Annotated in this window: 17 protein-coding genes; 7 read left to right on the plus strand and 10 right to left on the minus strand. The window is 69.6% G+C overall.

The features are described 5' to 3' along the window. Nucleotides 1–16: 16 nt before the first annotated feature. The 6 genes from menE to ACHAAJ_RS11895 form a co-directional block, all read right to left on the minus strand. Nucleotides 17–1,528, minus strand: a complete 1,512-nt coding sequence (gene menE / locus ACHAAJ_RS11870) for an o-succinylbenzoate--CoA ligase (protein WP_435728354.1) — start codon at nucleotides 1,526–1,528, stop codon at nucleotides 17–19. 28 nt (nucleotides 1,529–1,556) lie between these two features. Further along, nucleotides 1,557–2,543, minus strand: coding sequence for an ABC transporter substrate-binding protein (locus ACHAAJ_RS11875; RefSeq protein ID WP_435728356.1), 987 nt, complete (start codon nucleotides 2,541–2,543; stop codon nucleotides 1,557–1,559). Between the two features lie 178 nt (nucleotides 2,544–2,721). Then, on the minus strand, nucleotides 2,722–3,177 hold the full coding sequence (locus ACHAAJ_RS11880) for a MaoC family dehydratase (protein ID WP_435728358.1): 456 nt from the start codon (nucleotides 3,175–3,177) through the stop codon (nucleotides 2,722–2,724). A gap of 52 nt (nucleotides 3,178–3,229) precedes the next feature. Next, a complete protein-coding gene (locus ACHAAJ_RS11885; RefSeq protein ID WP_435728360.1) occupies nucleotides 3,230–4,417 on the minus strand; it encodes an acyl-CoA dehydrogenase family protein in 1,188 nt (395 codons plus the stop codon). Beyond that, entirely contained in the window at nucleotides 4,414–5,301 is an 888-nt protein-coding gene (locus ACHAAJ_RS11890; RefSeq protein ID WP_435728361.1) for an amidohydrolase family protein, read from the minus strand. The genes ACHAAJ_RS11885 and ACHAAJ_RS11890 overlap by 4 nt, the downstream gene beginning before the upstream one ends. 11 nt (nucleotides 5,302–5,312) lie before the next feature. Further along, on the minus strand, nucleotides 5,313–6,239 hold the full coding sequence (locus ACHAAJ_RS11895) for an SDR family oxidoreductase (protein WP_435728362.1): 927 nt from the start codon (nucleotides 6,237–6,239) through the stop codon (nucleotides 5,313–5,315). Between the two features lie 150 nt (nucleotides 6,240–6,389). Between ACHAAJ_RS11895 and ACHAAJ_RS11900 the strand changes: the two genes are divergently transcribed. The 7 genes from ACHAAJ_RS11900 to pcaC all read left to right on the plus strand — a co-directional run bounded on the left by ACHAAJ_RS11900 (nucleotide 6,390) and on the right by pcaC (nucleotide 12,398). Continuing rightward, a complete protein-coding gene (locus ACHAAJ_RS11900; RefSeq protein WP_435728364.1) occupies nucleotides 6,390–6,872 on the plus strand; it encodes a MarR family winged helix-turn-helix transcriptional regulator in 483 nt (160 codons plus the stop codon). Between the two features lie 149 nt (nucleotides 6,873–7,021). Beyond that, on the plus strand, nucleotides 7,022–8,224 hold the full coding sequence (locus ACHAAJ_RS11905) for a 4-hydroxybenzoate 3-monooxygenase (protein WP_435728366.1): 1,203 nt from the start codon (nucleotides 7,022–7,024) through the stop codon (nucleotides 8,222–8,224). Between the two features lie 77 nt (nucleotides 8,225–8,301). Beyond that, entirely contained in the window at nucleotides 8,302–9,135 is an 834-nt protein-coding gene (gene pcaH / locus ACHAAJ_RS11910; protein ID WP_435728368.1) for a protocatechuate 3,4-dioxygenase subunit beta, read from the plus strand. After that, a complete protein-coding gene (pcaG, locus tag ACHAAJ_RS11915) occupies nucleotides 9,136–9,714 on the plus strand; it encodes a protocatechuate 3,4-dioxygenase subunit alpha (RefSeq protein ID WP_435728369.1) in 579 nt (192 codons plus the stop codon). Between the two features lie 28 nt (nucleotides 9,715–9,742). Next, nucleotides 9,743–11,146: a lyase family protein gene (locus ACHAAJ_RS11920; protein WP_435728370.1), complete on the plus strand. Its 1,404-nt coding sequence runs from the start codon at nucleotides 9,743–9,745 to the stop codon at nucleotides 11,144–11,146. After that, entirely contained in the window at nucleotides 11,143–11,961 is an 819-nt protein-coding gene (locus ACHAAJ_RS11925) for an alpha/beta fold hydrolase (protein ID WP_435728371.1), read from the plus strand. The genes ACHAAJ_RS11920 and ACHAAJ_RS11925 overlap by 4 nt, the downstream gene beginning before the upstream one ends. Nucleotides 11,962–11,984: 23 nt before the next feature. Then, the gene (gene pcaC / locus ACHAAJ_RS11930) at nucleotides 11,985–12,398 is read left to right on the plus strand and encodes a 4-carboxymuconolactone decarboxylase (protein WP_435728373.1); all 414 of its coding nucleotides are present in this window, start codon (nucleotides 11,985–11,987) and stop codon (nucleotides 12,396–12,398) included. 13 nt (nucleotides 12,399–12,411) lie between these two features. Here pcaC and ACHAAJ_RS11935 read toward each other — a convergent pair whose 3' ends face one another. The 4 genes from ACHAAJ_RS11935 to ACHAAJ_RS11950 all read right to left on the minus strand — a co-directional run bounded on the left by ACHAAJ_RS11935 (nucleotide 12,412) and on the right by ACHAAJ_RS11950 (nucleotide 17,129). Beyond that, nucleotides 12,412–13,029 carry a tRNA-specific adenosine deaminase gene (locus ACHAAJ_RS11935; RefSeq protein WP_435728374.1) on the minus strand — a complete coding sequence of 206 codons (618 nt, stop codon included), beginning with the start codon at nucleotides 13,027–13,029 and terminating at the stop codon, nucleotides 12,412–12,414. A gap of 79 nt (nucleotides 13,030–13,108) precedes the next feature. Continuing rightward, a complete protein-coding gene (locus tag ACHAAJ_RS11940; protein WP_435728376.1) occupies nucleotides 13,109–14,896 on the minus strand; it encodes an FMN-binding glutamate synthase family protein in 1,788 nt (595 codons plus the stop codon). Nucleotides 14,897–14,996: 100 nt separating this feature from the next. Continuing rightward, nucleotides 14,997–15,794, minus strand: a complete 798-nt coding sequence (locus tag ACHAAJ_RS11945; protein WP_435728377.1) for a CPBP family intramembrane glutamic endopeptidase — start codon at nucleotides 15,792–15,794, stop codon at nucleotides 14,997–14,999. Nucleotides 15,795–15,857: 63 nt separating this feature from the next. After that, on the minus strand, nucleotides 15,858–17,129 hold the full coding sequence (locus ACHAAJ_RS11950) for an ROK family protein (protein ID WP_435728378.1): 1,272 nt from the start codon (nucleotides 17,127–17,129) through the stop codon (nucleotides 15,858–15,860). Nucleotides 17,130–17,225 lie beyond the last annotated feature (96 nt).

Consider the following 17,225-nt stretch of genomic DNA (forward strand, 5'->3'; position numbering starts at 1 on the left):
TCGTTTCGAACATACGCTAGCCGTTGAATTGCCGCCTGACTTCGATCTTGCGAATTTTCCCGGATGCCGTGCGCGGCAGTTCATCGACGAACCGCACGGATTTGGGGATCTTGTATCTCGCCAGCCGCCCCTCCAGATGCGCGCGGATTTCCTGCTCCGACGGTTCCCGCCCCTCGGCGGGAACCACTACCGCCAGCGGAACCTCGCCCCAAGTGTCGTCCGGCGCCCCGACCACGGCGACCGCCGCGACCGAATCGAGTTCCATGACCAACTGCTCCACCTCGGCCGGGTAGATGTTTTCGCCGCCCGAAATGATCATGTCCTTGAGCCGGTCGGAAATGTAGAGGAAGCCTTCGTCGTCGACGTAGCCCATGTCGCCGGACTTGAACCATCCGCCTTCCGCAAAGGCCTCAGCGGTCGCCTCGGACCGGTTCCAGTAGCCGGGGACGACGTTGGGTCCCGAGACCAGGATCTCCCCCACGGCGCCTGCCGGCACGTCCGTACCCAGCGGATCCACGATCCGAATGTCGGTGAAGAAGTGCGGCAGTCCGGCCGATCCCGCCTTTCCGCGCGAACGTTCCGGCTGCAGGGACGTGGCGCCAGGAGCGGTCTCCGTCATTCCGTAGCCGCCCGAGAAGGACAGGCCCCGCTCCTCGTAGGCGTCAAGGACCCGCGCCGGAACGGCCGACCCGCCGCAGGTGAGCTTCGCCAGCGACGTCAGGTCCGCGCCGGCCCACGCCGGATGCTCGGCGAGCATCTGGAACGTGGTCGGGACTCCGGACAGCGATGTGACGCCGTGCCGCTCGATCGCCGCCAGCGCCGCTCCGGGATCGAAGCGGTCCTGCAGCACGAGCGTCCCGCCCTTGAGCAGCGTGGGCAGCGCCCCCATGCCGAGCGACGCCACGTGGAACATCGGCGCGATCATGAGCGCCACCTCGCGGCCGGTCACGTCGTAGTCGACCAGGACGTTGATGGCGTTCCACGTCAGGTTCCCGTGGGTCAGCACGGCCCCCTTGGGCTTGCCGGTGGTCCCCGAGGTGTAGAGGATGATCGCCGGGTCCTCCATGGCCACCGGGACATCCGGGTGCGCGTCGGCGCCGAGGGCCACCAACTCCTCGAACGGGCTCGATGGGCCGCCCACGCTCCAGCGGCGCGACACCGGGGCGCCCCCGACGCTGGCGGCGGCCAAGTCGTCGAACTCGGCGGCGTGGATGAGCATGCCGCTGCCGGAGTCCTCCAGTGCGTAGGTCAGCTCGCGTGGAGCCAGCCGCGTGTTCAACGGCACGAAAACGGCGCCGAGGAGGCCGCAGGCGAACAGCGTTTCGAGGAAGGCCGGGTGGTTGTTGCCCAGGTAGGCGACCCGGCTCCCGCGTTCCGCCCCGGCGTCGGCCAGCGCGTTGGCCAACCGGTCGATTCGGCCGGCCATCTCGGCGTAGCCGAGCGACCCGTCGGCTGATACGACCGCGATCCCCTGTGCGGACTTGACGCGGCGCTTGTGGATCCACGCGCCGATTCCGTTGTTGAGCACTCCGCGCCTCCGTTCCTCCGCGTCGCGGCTACTTGACCAGGATCGATTCGACGTCCGGCGCCTTGTCCACGAAACCGTATTTGAGCATCAGTTCGCCCATGGCGTTCATCTCCTCCGTGCGGATCTCAGCCGCGAACTCCTCCATGTTGATCTTCTGGGCCGCTTCTTCTTCGATCTTGAGGAAGCCCGCAACCGAGGTCTTCACGCCTTCGGCGTCGGCCTCCGCCGCTTCGAGGGTCTCGGCAAGGGCCGCCTGGAAGTCGGACACGGTCTGGGCATTCTCCTCGGCGTAGGCGCCCGAGGTGAACGCGACCATGGTCGGCAGTCCGGGGACGACGTCCTGGTAGTTGTATCCGAGCAACTCGTTCTCCCCGTCCGCCAGCGCGTTGGCCAGGAAGGGCTCCGGCAGCCAGGCCGCGTCGATGTTGCCGCGTTCGAGCTGCGCCGGCTGGTCCGGGAAGCTGATCTCGCTGAACTTGACGGCCGTCGCATCGGCTCCGTCCTGGGCGGCGGCCTCCATGATGGTGAGGTCGCCCTGGGTGTTCACCGCGTTCACGGCCACGGTCTTGCCGGCAAGGTCCTTCCAGCCTGCGATGCCCGAGTCCTTGCGCACCACGACGCCGGTGATGTCATCACCCTCGGCCTTGGAATTGGAGTAACCGGAGACGATCTTCATGTCCAGCCCCTTGTCCGCCGCGACGAGCACCGAGAGCGGGTTGCCGATGGCGAAGTTCATGGTGCCCGTGGAAACTGCCGGGAGCATGGCCGCCCCGCCCTGCCCGGTCTGGAAGTCGATCTCCAATCCATGCTCCTCGAAGATTCCCTCGTCGATGCCGTACTGCACCGCGGCGGACGGGGCGATGGACAGCACGCCGACACTGACCTTGGTCAACTCGCCATTCGCGTCGTCCCCGTCCCCGCCGCCGCTCCCGGAGGGCGAGCCCTGCCCGCAGCCGGTCAGCGCCAGGGCCACGACCGCTGCGCCCGCGAACATCGTGCCGAAGTGATTCCTCATGACTTGCTCCTTGTGTCCGGCGGGATTGGCAACCCCGGCCCGTTGGTTGATGTGATCCGCATCACGCCCGAATCGAATGTAAGTTCAATAGTTGAGAAAATCAAGACTTTTACGTCGATTGTGACAATCTTTTGACCGTCGGGGAGCGCGCTGCGGCTCGGTAGGCGTAGATGGCGAGTTAGGCGTAGAAGCGGTAGATCCCGCGTGAGACCACTGACGGCTTGGCGGCGCCCTCGACCTCGACGACTTGGTCGACGGCAATCTGGTAGCCGCCCTTGACCTCCTCGACCGCGGCGATGGTCGCCTTCATCCGGACCTGCGACCCGACGGGAACCGGCGCCGGAAAGCGAACCTTCTCCAGCCCGTAGTTGACCTTCGTCTTGACCCCGGACACCTGGAAGAGTTCGGTCCAGAACGCGATCTGCAGGGAAAGTGTCAGGTAGCCGTGGGCGATGGGTCCCCCGAACGGCCCCTCCTTGGCCTTCTCGGGGTCGGTGTGGATCCACTGGTGGTCGTCTGCCGCGTCGGCGAACGTGTTGACCTGTTCCTGGGTGATCGTGCGGTATTCGCTGTAGCCGAGATCGGTTCCGGCGGCGTTGGCGAGTTCCTCGTAGCTGATGACGGTCTGGCCCATGACGGGTTCCTCCTGTGGTGTTGGGTCGGTGGGAAAATCCAGGGTGTGCGGCCTAGGTGAAGGCGCCGACGCCGGTGACGGCGCGCCCGACGACGAGCGCGCAAATCTCGTGTGTGCCCTCGTAGGAGTAAATGGCCTCGGCGTCCGCGTGGAAGCGGGCGACGTCGTACTCGAGCAGAATGCCGTTGCCGCCGACGACCTCGCGTGCGAGCGCCGCCGTTTCCCGCAGGCTCTGCGCGGTGAACATCTTGGCCAGCGCGGAGTTCTCGTCCCGGTAGACCCCGGCCTCCTGCTGCTGGGTCTGCCGGACCACCATGCCGAGGCAGGCGGTCACGTTGGCCAGCATGCGGGCCAGCTTCTCCTGGATGAGCTGAAATCCGGCCAGGGGGCGTCCGAACTGCTCGCGCGTGGTGACATAGCGCAGGGCGGCTTCGTAGGCCCCGGCGGCCACGCCGGTGGCGATCCAGGCGACGTCCGAGCGCATGTTGCGCAGGCACGCGGCAACGTCCTTGAAGGAGTTGATGTTCGCGAGCCGCGCGGAAGCGGGCACCCTGACGCCATCGAACGTGATGTCGGCGTTTTGCATGATGCGCAGGGACGTCTTGCCGTGCATTTTCTCGATGGCCACACCGGGCGCACCGGCGGGAACCAGGAAACACTTGACCTGCGAGTCGGCCTCGTCGCGCGCGAACACGGCCAGCACGTCCGCGGTGGCGGCCCCGCCGATCCAGCGTTTGGCGCCGTCGATGACCCACGAGCCGCCGTCCTCGTCCGCCTCGAAGCGCGCGCGGGTCCGCAGCCCGCCGGCGATGTCGGAACCGTGCTCCGGCTCGGTCAGCGCGAAAACACCCGTGAGCCCGAAGGAGCGGATCAGCGGATCGAGCTCCGCGGCCTGCCCGGGGCTTCCGCCGAGGTTGACCGTGGTGCGGAACAAACCCGACTGCGCGTTGTAGAGCGTGGCCATGGACGCATCGGTGCGGCCCAGCTCGAAGTTGCGAAATCCGCCGTAGAGCGCCGAGGGGCGCCCGCCCTCCGCGCGGACCTCGGCCGGGTCCATGAGGTCCAGGTCGATCAGCGGCTTCAGCGTGTGGAACGGGAACTCGCCCCGTTCCCAGCTCTCGGCGAGCACGGGGCGGACGTCGCGGTCCAGGACCCCGCGGAGGCGCCCGAGCGCGGACAGTTCCCCGGGGGTGAGCAGCTCGGAGAAGCCGTAGCGGTCGCTCGGGTAGAAACCGGTCACCGCTGTCCCAGCCCCAGGAGGGCCGCCGCGTTGCCCTTGAGGATCCCCGGACGGACCTCGTCCCTCAGCGGCAGGGCCTCGAACGCGGACAGCCACTTCTCGGGGGTGATGAGGGGGAAGTCGGTGCCGAAGAGGAGCTTGCGCGAAAGGACGTTGTTTCCCAGCCGCACCAGCGACTCGGGGAAGTACTTAGGGCTCCAGCCGGAGAGGTCGATGAACACATTGGCCTTGTGCGTGGCGATCGAATTGGCCTCCTCCTGCCAGGGGACGGAGGGGTGCGCCATGATGATCGTCAGTCCCGGGTGCTCCGCGGCGACGTCGTCCAGCAGCAGCGGGTTGGAATAGCGCAGCTTGATGCCCCTCCCGCCCGGAAGCCCCGCGCCCATCCCGTTCTGTCCGGTGTGGAAGACGCACGGCAGACCGAGCCCCTCCAGCACGTCCCACAACGGGGTGAACTGGGCGGCCGAGGGGTCGAAGCCCTGCAGCGACGGATGGAACTTGAAGCCGCGCACGCCGAGCTCGCCTGCCTGGCGGCGGGCCTCGGCGATCGCTTCCTCGCCGGTCCGGGGATCGACGGTTCCGAAAGGGATGAGGACGTCGTTGTGGCGGGCTGCCCCGGCGACGAGGTCGTCGATGGAGTTCGGCAGGTGCCCGAACGCCGTCCGCGCGTCCACTGTGAACACGACCGCCGCCATGTTCAGCCCGCGGTAGATCCCGGCGATCCGGTCCATGGAGGGCGTGCGCTCCTCGGCCTTGAAGTACTTGGCCGACGCGTCGAAAAGGTCCTGCGGCATGGCCTGGTGCCCGTGCCCGTCGACCTCAAGATGGACGTGCATGTCGATCGCCGAGACCGCCTCGACGTCGATGGCCGATTCGTAGCGCATGACCGCCACCCCTACTTGCCGGCTTGCTCGGGGCGCAGCTCGGCGGGAAGCTCGGGAAAGTCCTCGCCAACGGTCTGCAGGTTCCCGGAAAACGGGAAGCCCGCCCGCAGCGATTCGTAGTCCCAGCCGCCGTCACGGAGTTCGCTGGCGATGGCCTCCGGGTGGCTCCAGAGCTGCAGCCGGTCGCCACCGACGCCGATGGCCTGGCCGGTGATGCCCGCCGCCTCGTCCGAGGCGAGGTAGGCGACGAGACCGGAAACGTCGTCGGCCGTCCCGAAACCGAGGTCCTTGCGGAAGAAGGCGGGCATCGGCTCGCCGTTGTCCTCGGCCTCGACCGCCTTGGCGAAGAACGGGACGGAGCGGGTCATGTCCGTCACGGCGACCGGAATGACGACGTTCGCGGTGACTCCGGCGCGCTTCATCTCCAGCGCCCAGGTGCGCACCATGCCGACGATGCCGGCCTTGGCGGCGGCGTAGTTCGTCTGGCCGAAGTTTCCGCGCTGGCCCGTGGGCGAGCCGATCGCGATGATCCGCCCCGCCACACCGTACTCCTTGAAATGGCCGAAGGCCTCGCGGACGCAGGTGAACGTGCCCCGGAGGTGGACGTTCACCACGAGGTCGAAATCCTCGTCGCTCATCTTCAGCAACGACTTGTCGCGCAGCACCCCGGCGTTGGTCACCAGGATGTCCAGGCCCCCGAAGTGCTGAATGGCGGCTCCGACGAGCACCCTGGCCGTCTCCGCGCTGCCCACCGGTGCCACGACGGCCACCGCTCGCCCGCCGTCGGCGGCGATGGAGGCGACGGCCGCCTCGGCGACCGCGGCGTCGACGTCGTTCACGACGACGGCCGCTCCCCGACGCGCCAGTTCCCGGGCGTAGGCGAGGCCGAGGCCCCGGCCGCTGCCGGTGACGATCGCCGTTTTTCCTGCGAGTGACATGTTGGCTCCTTTGCCTGCGTCCGCGTATTGCCGAGCGGCGCGCTTCCGTGGGATTCTTATCTCAAATACATGACAACTTATATTCTTGAGAAAGTCAACGAATATTCGACCCGCAGGACGGGTCGGCACCCCGACACGATCGGAGGGCTCATGGCCCCCAGTAATCCGGCCACCACCACCGGCGCCCCGCGCCTCATGGATTCCGACCTGGCCAGGGAGCCGAGCTTCCTCGTGGCGCGCACCCGCTCCCTCGGCTCCGCCCTGGCGAACGGGCGGCTGGCCGCGCTGGACCTTCGGGTCCGCTCCTACTCGGTGCTCTCGCTGGCCTGCGCGGAGCCCGCGCCGACCCAGCGGGAACTCGCGGACTTCCTGTCCCTGGACCCGAGCCAGATCGTGGCACTGGTCGACGCACTGGAACGCCGGGGACTGGTCGGCCGCGAATCCGACCCCTCCGACCGGCGCTCCAAGCTGGTGTCCGCCACCCTCGAGGGACGCGCCGTCTACCGCGAGGCCCGCAAGGCAACCGCGGCCGCCGAGGACGAGGCCCTCGCGGGGCTGGATGCGTCGGAGCGCGAAGTACTCCTGCGGCTACTGGCCAAGGCCGCGTTCGGCGGGGTTCCGCAATCGACATAGGCCCGAGGTCGACATAAATCTCATTGAATGAGACACCCTTGGCGCGGGGCCAGCGGCCGGGCACACACTGGATCCGTACACGACGGAACGCTCCGCCATCGACTTTCGATGGGTCGGCGCATCCGGTTGATCCCCGAAGGAGGCATCCGATGGTCGCGTCCCGCACCGTCGTCAAAACGAAGGTCGGCATCGTCGGCGGCGGGCCCGCCGGGCTCATGCTCAGCCACCTTCTCGCAAAAGCCGGCATCGAGAATCTGGTCGTCGAATCACGCGACCACGAGACCATCCGCAACACCCACCGCGCGGGCATCCTCGAGGCCGGTTCGGTCGCGATGCTTTCCGATTCCGGCGTCGACGGCCGGGTCCTGACCCACGGCGACGAACACGCGGGTATCGACCTCCGCTTCAACGGCGAATCCCACCCGCTCGACTTCAAGGACCTCGTCGACGCGACCGTCACGCTCTACGCGCAGAACGAGGTCTTCGTGGACCTCGCCGCGGCACGCGAACGCGACGGCGGCGACGTCAGGTTCGGAGCCGTCGTCGACGCGGTCTTCGACCTGGAGACCGACACCCCCAAGTTCCACTTCACGGACGAATCCGGCGCCGGGTTCGAGGTCCACTGCGACATCCTCGTGGGCGCCGACGGTTCGCGCAGCTTCTGCCGGCGCGCGGTCCCCGGCACGCAGGACTTCAAGACCGAGTACCCGTTCGCCTGGTTCGGGATCCTCACCGAGGCGCCCAAGAGCTCCCCCGAACTGATCTACGCCAACTCGCCCGACGGTTTCGCCCTCATCTCCCAGCGCAGCGAGACCGTGCAGCGCATGTACTTCCAGTGCGATCCCGAAGAGGACACCGCGGCGTGGTCCGACGACCGGATCTGGGCGGAGCTGCAGAAGCGCGTCGCCGGACCGGACGGGTTCGAACTGAAGACCGGCCCGATCTTCGACAAGACTGTCCTGGCCTTCCGCTCGTTCGTGCGGGAGCCGCTGAGCCACGGGCGGATGTTCCTGGTGGGCGACGCCGGCCACACCGTCCCGCCCACCGGAGCGAAGGGCCTGAACCTCGCCTTCGCCGACGTCCGGGTGTTGTTCGAGGCCATCGACTCCCACTACTCCACGAACAACCCCTCGCTGTTGGAGGGCTACTCCGACCGCGCCCTGAAACGGGTCTGGAAGGCGCAGAACTTCTCCTATTGGATGACCAGCATGCTGCACACGCCGCCGAACGGGGACCCGTTCATGCGCCGGCGGGCACTCGGCGAACTGGAGACGGTCACCAGCTCGCGCTACGGCAGGCAGTACCTCGCGGAGTCCTACACCGGGTGGCCGCACGCGGGCAGGCCCGCCTGAGCGCCCTGCCCACCCGGACATTGGAAAACCGCAACCGCACCACCACAGCGACAACACACCACCGAAAGGAGAGCCTTGTGGGTTCCGAGAAGAACGCCAACGAGTCCTTCGAAAACAGCCACGTGCTCGACCCCGCCGCGACGGCCCTTTCCCAGGAGGCGATCACCCGGGAGATTGAGGACCTCCATTCGGAGTACCGCGAAGGCGTCGCCGCGGGCCAGGCCGAGGAGGTCCAGCCGCGTATCGACTTCGCGCCCTACCGCTCGTCGCTGCTGCGCCATCCCACCAAGTCCCTCCACCACGCCGATCCCGAATCGATCGAGCTGTGGAGCCCCGCCTTCGGCGAGCGCGACGTCCACCCGCTCGAATCGGACCTGACCATCCAGCACAACGGCGAGCCGATCGGCGAGCGCCTGGTGGTCGCCGGACGCGTGCTCGACGGCGACGGCCGCCCCGTGGCCGGCCAGCTCGTTGAGGTTTGGCAGGCCAACGCGGCCGGGCGCTACATCCACAAGCGGGACCAGCACCCCGCGCCGATCGACCCGAACTTCACCGGCGTCGGCCGAGCCATTACCGGACCGAATGGCGAGTACCGGTTCACCACCATCAAGCCCGCCCCGTACCCGTGGAAGAACCACCACAACGCGTGGCGCCCGGCGCACATCCACTTCTCGCTGTTCGGCACGGACTTCACCCAGCGCATGATCACGCAGATGTACTTCCCGGGCGATCCGCTGTTCAGCCTGGACCCGATCTACCAGGCCATCACGGATCCTGCGGCCCGCGAGCGCCTCGTGGCCACCTACGACCACTCGCTGACCAGCCACGAATGGGCCACCGGCTACAACTGGGACATCGTCCTGACCGGCAGCAACCGCACCTGGATGGAAACCGAAGAGGAGGAGCACTAAATGGCTCAGGCACCCGGACTCAAGCTGACGCCCACGCCGGGCCAGACGATCGGCCCGTTCTACGGCTACGCGTTGCCCTTCGCCGACGGACACAAGCTCGTCGACCGCGCCCACCCCGGCGCCATCCGGCTACACGGCGTCGTCACCGACGGTAAGGGAGCGCCGATCCCCGACGCGCTGCTGGAGATCTGGCAGGCGGACGAGGACGGAAACGTCGTCCAGCGCGAGGGCTCCCTGATCCGCGACGGGCACACCTTCACCGGCTGGGGACGCGCCGCCGTGGACAACGTGGGCCGCTACACCTTCGACACCGTCAATCCGGGCGCGACCGAGGACGGCAAGGCCCCGTTCATCATGCTCACGGTGTTCGCCCGCGGCCTGCTGAACCGCCTGTTCACCCGGATCTACCTGCCGGAGGACACCGCGGCCCTGGCCGCCGACCCGCTGCTCGCCTCGCTGGACGCGGACCGCCGCAGTACGCTGGTGGCCACCCGCGAACCCAACGGGGACCTCCGCTTCGACGTCGGCCTGCAGGGCGACGGCGAGACGGTCTTCCTCGAGTACCCGCGCGGCGCCTGACCGCGAACAACAACCCCTGGGAGCACGAATGACCGATGCGGACCACGGCCTGCTGTCCCCCGCGTGGGCGGGAACCCCCGTCGCCGCGGCCACGGGCGACGCCGCGCTGGTCCAGGCGATGCTCGACGTCGAGGCGGCCTGGGTCGCGGTGCTGGCCGACGCCGGGCACTGCGGCCAGCCGGACGCCGACGCGCTCGACGCGGCGGCCGACGCCTCGCTCTACGACCTGCCGTCCATCGCGGCGCGCGGACGCGACGGCGGCAACCCGCTGATCCCGCTGCTCGCGGACCTGCGCCGCGAGTTGGGCAGCCAGGGGGCTCCGGCGTCGGCCGCCGCCGCAGTGCACCGCGGGGCCACCAGCCAGGACATCGTCGACACCGCGCTGATGCTGCTCGCCGTCCGGTCCGGAGCGATCATCCGCGCCGACCTCGCCCGCGCCGCCGACGCGTTGGAGGCCCTCGCCGCCCGGCACGCGGACACGCTCTGCGTCGCCCGCTCGCTCACCCAGCACGCGCTACCGACGACGTTCGGCCTGCGGGCCGCGAACTGGCTCTCCGGCGTCGTGCTCGCGGGCCGGCGCCTGGACGAGGCGCTGGACGCGGCCCCGCTGCAGTGGGGCGGCGCCGTCGGCACACTGGCTTCGCTGACCGACGCCGTCGGCCCGGATCCCGCGGAGGGCGCCGGCGTCGCCGACCTGACCGCGGCGCTGGCAGCCCGACTGGGCCTGGCCGATCCCGGGGCCCCCTGGCACACCAACCGGTTGCCGGTCACGGGACTCGGCGCGGCGCTGGCGGACGTCGCCGCCGCGGCCGGCAAGGTCGCCGCGGACGTGCTGGTGCTGGCGCGCCCCGAGGTGGGCGAGGTCGCCGAACCCGTCGCCGAGGGCAAGGGCGGCTCGTCGGCCATGCCACAGAAACGCAACCCGGTGCTGTCGGTCCTCTTGCGCAGCGCCGCCCTCGCCGCGCCGAACCACGCGGCGCAGCTCTTCCTCGCAGCCGGAACCGCGGTGGACGAGCGGCCCGACGGCGCCTGGCACAGCGAGTGGCCCGCCCTGCGGGAACTGTTGCGCCTGGCCGGCGGCGCCGCGGAGAAGCTCGCCGAGCTGGCGTCCGGCCTCACGGTGGACCCCGAGGCCATGGCCCGGAACGCGGCGATGGGCGGGGACCTGCTGGTGAGCGAGCGCATCGTGTCCCGGTTCGCCCCGCTGGTAGACGGCGGCAAGGCGGAGGTCCAGGCCCTGGTCAAACGCTCGCTGGAGGAGGGCACCGCGTTGCGTCATCTTCTGCGCTCGGCCGTCCCCGCCGATAGGCTCTCGGACAGTGAACTCGCCGAGGCGCTGGATCCGTCCGGCTACCTCGGCCAGGCCCGCACGTTCATCGACCGCGCCGCGGCCGGAAACGCCGCGTGGCAAGACCCCCGGAAGGAACCATGACCGAACCGCAGCTGACCGCGACCGCCCTCAACCACTCCGCCGAGGACCTGGCGGGCAAGCCCACCCTGGTGCTCGGCCCCTCACTCGGCACCGGAGCCGTGGCCCTGTGGGGACCGGCCGTGCCGTACCTCACCGAACACTTCCGGCTCGTTGCCTGGGACCTCCCCGGGCACGGCGCCAGCGCGCCCTCGACCGAGCCGTTCACGATGGGCGAGCTCGCGGCCGCCGTCGTCACGCTGGTGAAGGGGCTCGAGGAGGACGGCCGGCTCGATGCGGCGCTACCCGTCTTCTACGCCGGGGTCTCCGTGGGCGGAGCCACCGGAATCCAGCTGGGGCACGACTACCCCGGGCTGTTCAGCGCGCTCGCGATCGTGTGCTCGGCGGCCAAGATCGGCACGCCCGAGGCGTGGACCGAACGCGCCGAGCTGGTGGCCAAGGCCGGCACCCCGACAATGGTCGCCGGATCCGCGGAACGCTGGTTCGCCCCCGGGTTCATCGACGGCAACCCCGAGGTCACCACGGCCCTGCTGCACACCCTGCAGGAGGCCGACCGCTTCGCCTACGCCCACGCCTGCGGCGCCCTCGCCGGCTTCGACCTGCGCCCCGAACTCGGGAACATCACCGATCCGCTGCTCGCGGTCGCCGGCGCGCACGACGCCGTGTGCCCGCCCGCCGACGCCGAGGCCCTGGCCGCCGGCGTCGCGAAAGGACGCTCCGCCGTCGTGCAGTCCGCCGCGCATCTGGCCCCCGCCGAGGCTCCGGAGGAGATGTCCCGCCTGCTGGTCGACTTCTACCGCGACGCCGCCGGCGCCTGATTCCGAACCCCCTGGAGGTCCCCATGTCCGCTTCCGCACGCCTGCCCGGCGACCCGTACGACGCCGGAATGGTGGTCCGCCGCGAGGTCCTCGGCGCCGAGCATGTGGACCGCGCCAACGCCAACGCGGACGAGTTCACGGCCGAGTTCCAGGAGATGATCACCCGCTACGCGTGGGGCACGATCTGGACCCGCCCGGGTCTGGACCGCACCACGCGTTCCGCCGTCACGCTGACCGCCATGATCGCCGGCGGCTACTGGGAGGAGTTGGAGATGCACGTGCACGCGGCCCTGCGCAACGGCGTGGCCCCGGAGGAGATCAAGGAGATCTTCCTGCAGTGCGCCATCTACTGCTCGGTCCCGGCGGCGAACGTCGCGTTCAAGATCGGCAAGCAGGTGCTGGCGGAATACGCGGCCGAGACCGGGGAAGAAGCCTAGGGCTGCTCCGGGGCTAGATCGGCGTCACCTTGCCGGTGGCGCGCGCGTTGTAGACCACGGCCGATCCGTCCGCGGTCCGGCGCCGGAACTCGCCCAGCACGGCCAGCGACTCCTCGTGCAGGACGCCGTCGTCGACATCGATTCCCCGGGCGATGAGCTCTCCCTCCCAGTTGGCGGGCACGGGGCCCTCGTCGAAGCCCGTCAACGACTCGACCTCGCGGCTGCCCACCGCGAACTCCACCGCGCGCACGCCGGACCAGATCACGGCGCCGAGGCACATGACGCACGGCTGGGCGTTGATGCTCAGCCTCCGGCGGGCGCCGCCGGCCCCGAGGTCCCAGCCGCCGGTGGCGGTGTGGGCTAACTGCAGCGCGACGACCTCCGCGTGCATCGCGGACAGCCCGGAGTGGAGCACCAGATTGACGCCGGCGGAGACCACCAGCCCGTCCGGCGCCTCCGTGACGACCGCCGCGAACGGCCCGCCGGTGCCCTCTTCGACGTTCCGCAGAGCCAGGCGGTTCGCCGCGCGGATCCGGTCCTCCGGCGTCGGTAGCGCGTCCGGGAGCTCGGCGAGTGCGTCGGCGAGCCACGGGGGCGACTCGAGCACGAAGCCGGTGGGAAGGTGTGCCATGTGAACCTCCGGGTGGTTGGGGCGGAGCCGTCCTCCATCGTCCACCCGCCGGGCCCGCGCGGGCAACCGCCGCCAGGCGTCAGGAGCCGCCGGGCCGGGCCTCCGGCCGCACCGCGCTTCCGGTCACGCGCGGGGTGGTCCCGTGGGTGGTGTCCTTGACCTCCACCCGGCTGGGGGCCGGCACCGCGTCCGTGCCCTTGGCCGCGCCCGCGCGCCGTGCGGCACCCCAGTCCGCCACGGCGTCGTCGTACGCCTCCATCGGCTCCAGCCAGGGGGTCGGCGCGTGCTCGCCGAAATGATCGGCGTCGGCCTCCTCCCAATCCAGGCGCCAGCCCCGCGGCGGATCGACCAGGAGTTCGCCCGGGCGCAGCCAGTTGTAGATGGCTGCGTAGCTGCGCGTGGTGAGGTGGTCCACCCGGCGCCGCAGCATCCGCTGGTTCAGCCGCCCGGGCTCCGTGACTCCCATCGACGCCAGGATCTGCGTTGCCTCCCGCACGGTGAGCTTCTGGTAGTTGTGCACGCGGTTGCCCTTGTCCTCGACGTCGAGGGCGCGCACCAGGCGCGGATCCTGCGTGGCGACGCCCACCGGACACGCGTTGGTGTGGCACTTCTGGGCCTGGATGCAGCCGGTCGCCATCATCATGGCCCGCGCGCTCATCGTGAAGTCGGCCCCCTGGATGAGCCGCTTGACGATGTCGCTGCCGGTGGCGACCTTCCCGGCGGCGCCGATCCTGATCCGGTCCCTTAGACCGCACCCGACCAGGGCGTTGTGGACCACCATGAGCCCCTCGGTCAGGGGCGTCCCCACGTGGTCCTCGTACTCCAGCGGCGCCGCTCCCGTGCCGCCCTCCGAGCCGTCCACGATGATGTAGTCCGGCGCGACGCCGGTTTCCAGCATGGCCTTGCACATCGCCAGCACGTCCGTCCGCGACCCGACGCAGAACTTGTAGCCGATCGGCTTGCCGCCCGAGAGCCGGCGCAGCTCCGCGACGAAGCCCATGAGTTCGCGGGGCGTGCCGAACGCCGGGTGCGACGCCGGGGAGATGCAGTCCCGGCCGAGCGGCACCTCGCGCGCCTCGGCGATCTCCGCCGTGACCTTGGCGGCGGGCAGGACCCCGCCGAGTCCCGGCTTCGCGCCCTGGCTGAGCTTCAGCGTGATGCCCTTGACCTCGTTGCGCGCGGCCTTGGCGGCGAACCGCTCCGGGTCGAATCGCCCCTCGCCGTCGCGGCAGCCGAAGTAGCCGGACCCGATCTCCCAGAAGAGGTCCGCGCCGTACTCCAGATGGTACTTCGTGAGGCCGCCCTCGCCGGTCTCGTGGATGAAGCCGCCCAGCGCCGCGCCCTTGTTCATCGCCAGCACGGCGTTCTTGGACAGGGACCCGAAGCTCATCGACGAGATGTTCATCAGCGCGATGTCGTAGGGCCGGGCGCAGTCGGGTCCGCCGATGCGCACCTTGTGCGGTTCGGCCGCGGGAGCCTCGGGCGCCGTCGAGTGCAGGAGGAACTCGTAGCCGAGCGCGTTGACATCCCGCTCCGTGCCGAACGCCTTGTGGCTGTCCGCGCCCTTCGCCCGGGCGTAGACCAGTGAGCGGGTGTCGCGGTCGAACGGCTTGCCGTCGTAGTTCCGCTCGATGAAATACTGCTGGATCTCCGGGCGGATGGACTCCAGGAGGTAGCGCATGCGGCCCAGCACCGGGAAGTTGCGCAGGATGGCGTGCTTCGTCTGGAGCACGTCGTGGATGCCCAGGACCAGCAGCGCGACCAGCACCGCGGACAGGATCCACCATCCGGCGGACCCGAGCGCCGCGGCCACCATGGTGGCGAAGCCGAGGGCCAACAGCAGGGCAAGGATCAGGAAGCGCGCCATGGCCCGAGCATACCGCCGCGTGGCGGGCGGGGCCGTGGAGGGCTTGGCGGGCCGTGCGGTGGCGGGCCGGGAGACCGCGGGAGCAACGGCGTCGTGCCGGTCAGTACACGAAGATCCGGATCCACTGCGGGTTGTGGGCGTGGATGAGCACCAGGAACAGCACGAAGTCGAAGAGCAGGTGCACGCACACGATGTAGGACAGCGATTTGGTGGCGCGGAAGATCAGCGCCTGCACCACGGCGAACGGGAAGATGAACAGCGGCGCCCACGCGTGGAAGCCCAGCTCCCACAGGAACGACGTGAAGAGCACCGCCTGGAGCACGACTGCCTGCCAGTCCGGAAGGTGCCGGCGCAGGAGGGCGAAGACGGTGCAGATGAAAAAGAGCTCGTCCCAGATGCCCAACGCGTTGGTCCCGGCGAACAGCCGCAGGATCCCATCTGCGTCGTCCACCGCGGGCCAGTTCCGGTAGACCCCGGTGCCCACCATGTACACCGGCAGCAGCGCGTATCCCACGGCCGGGACCGCGAGCAGGTACCACCACTCCGCGCGCGTCCAGCGCTTTCCGGTCATCACGGGGAAGCGGATGGCGTGGTCGCGGAACAGGAAGCGCGATACCGCGTACGGGATGCCGACCGCGAGGATCATGGCGGCGCCCATCACGATCATGTGCTCCGTGCTGATGTCCGTGGTGATGGGCACTGTGCTGATGATCGCCAGGCCGAACGCGATCAGCAGCAGGTCCTTGAACAGGGGCCGATCGATGGCCACCGCGACGACGAGGGCGAGCGCCAGCACGCCGAGGCCGATCGCGCGTTCCTCCGGCACGAAAATCAGGAATCCAGCCAGTGAAACCAGGGCGGAGGGCACCAACTTGGGCGAGGCCGTCCGTCGTTCCATTCCCGCCATCTCCTTCACCTAGTCGCTCCTCCCACCCCCCGAAGTGGACAATACCTCGGTTGGTTACATACCGGTAATGTCCACTTCGGGGGGCGGGGAGGGTGTGAGGGCGCCTTCGCGGACCAGGGCGATCGCCGAGTGCAGGGCGCCGGCCAGCACGACGCCGTCTCCGTGTTCGGAGGCCACCAGTTCGGCCCAGGAGAGCGTGCTGTCCCGGCCCATGAGTTCCCGCGTGCGCTTGAGCACCGGCCCCACGGCCGGCGCGATGGCGCCCGCGACGATGATCCGCTCCAGGTCCAGCAGGCCGGACAGCAACATCGCCACCGGGGCGAGGCGCCGCGCCAGGACGTCGACGATCTCAAGTGCGAGCGGGTCGCCCAACTCCGCCGCGGCGAAGACGTGCTTGGCGTCGGGCTCCATGTCCGGGCATGCCGCGAGCATCCCGACGAGCCGGCCCGCCGCGGCGGCGTTGCGCAGTTCGGCGCGGGCCTGGTGCGCGAGCCCATCCGCCGAATCCACACCCACCACGAGATCCAGGACCCGCAGCTCTCCCACGGCGCCGCGCTTGCCGCGCATCAGTTGCCCGTCGATGACGACCCCGGCGCCGAACCGTTCGCCCGAGAGGAGCGTAGCGAAGCCCCGCACGCCGGCATCCATGCCGGTCGCGGACTCCGCGAGCGCGGCCAGGTTGGCGTCGTTGTCCACGACGACGTCCCAGTCGCGGTCCCCAAATACGGTGATGAATTCCGGGTTCATGCGGTTCCAGAAGTTGTCCAGCCTGTCCTGCGGCGACCTTCCCGACGCGTCCACGGGTGCGGGCACGCCGACGACGACGGCGGCGACCGCCTCGGGAGCGACTCCTGCTTGGGCCAGCACGTCGAGCACCAGGGATTCCAGGGCCGCGCGGCGGTCAAGGCCGGAGGCCTCGGGGTCCGAAGCGCGCCGGATCCGCGCCAGTTCTGTGCCCGCGAGATTGACGACGGCGGCGGTCAGGGAATGTGCGCCGGCGTCGACTCCGACGGCGTAGCGGCAGTCCGGCCGGAACGCGTACCTCCTCGCCGGACGGCCCTTTTCGTAGTCGCCGGCCGCGCGGGCATCGGCCAGTTCGCCCAGCCAGCCCGCGGAGACCAGGTCCTTGCACACCGACAGGACGGTGGCGCGCGTCAGCCCGGTAGCTTCCATCAGGTCCCCCGCCGTGAGCGGCTCCCCCGGCCAGGCCGCGGCGAGGACGCGGCGCGCGTTGCCCGCGCGCGGCGAGGATCCGGCGTCGTACACCTTCGGCGTCCCGCGCCAGAAAGCGCGGTGGCCGGCCCGAATCCCTGCGGAAGTCTCCATGCGAAAGATTATAGACGAACATAAATTTACGTGCTAAATTATATTCAGCTTCCTGTGGTGCCGGTCACACAACCCCGCGCCCTCCGCTCACACCAA

The organism is Arthrobacter arnarulunnguaqae, assembly GCF_051262515.1.
Classification (GTDB): domain Bacteria; phylum Actinomycetota; class Actinomycetes; order Actinomycetales; family Micrococcaceae; genus Arthrobacter_N.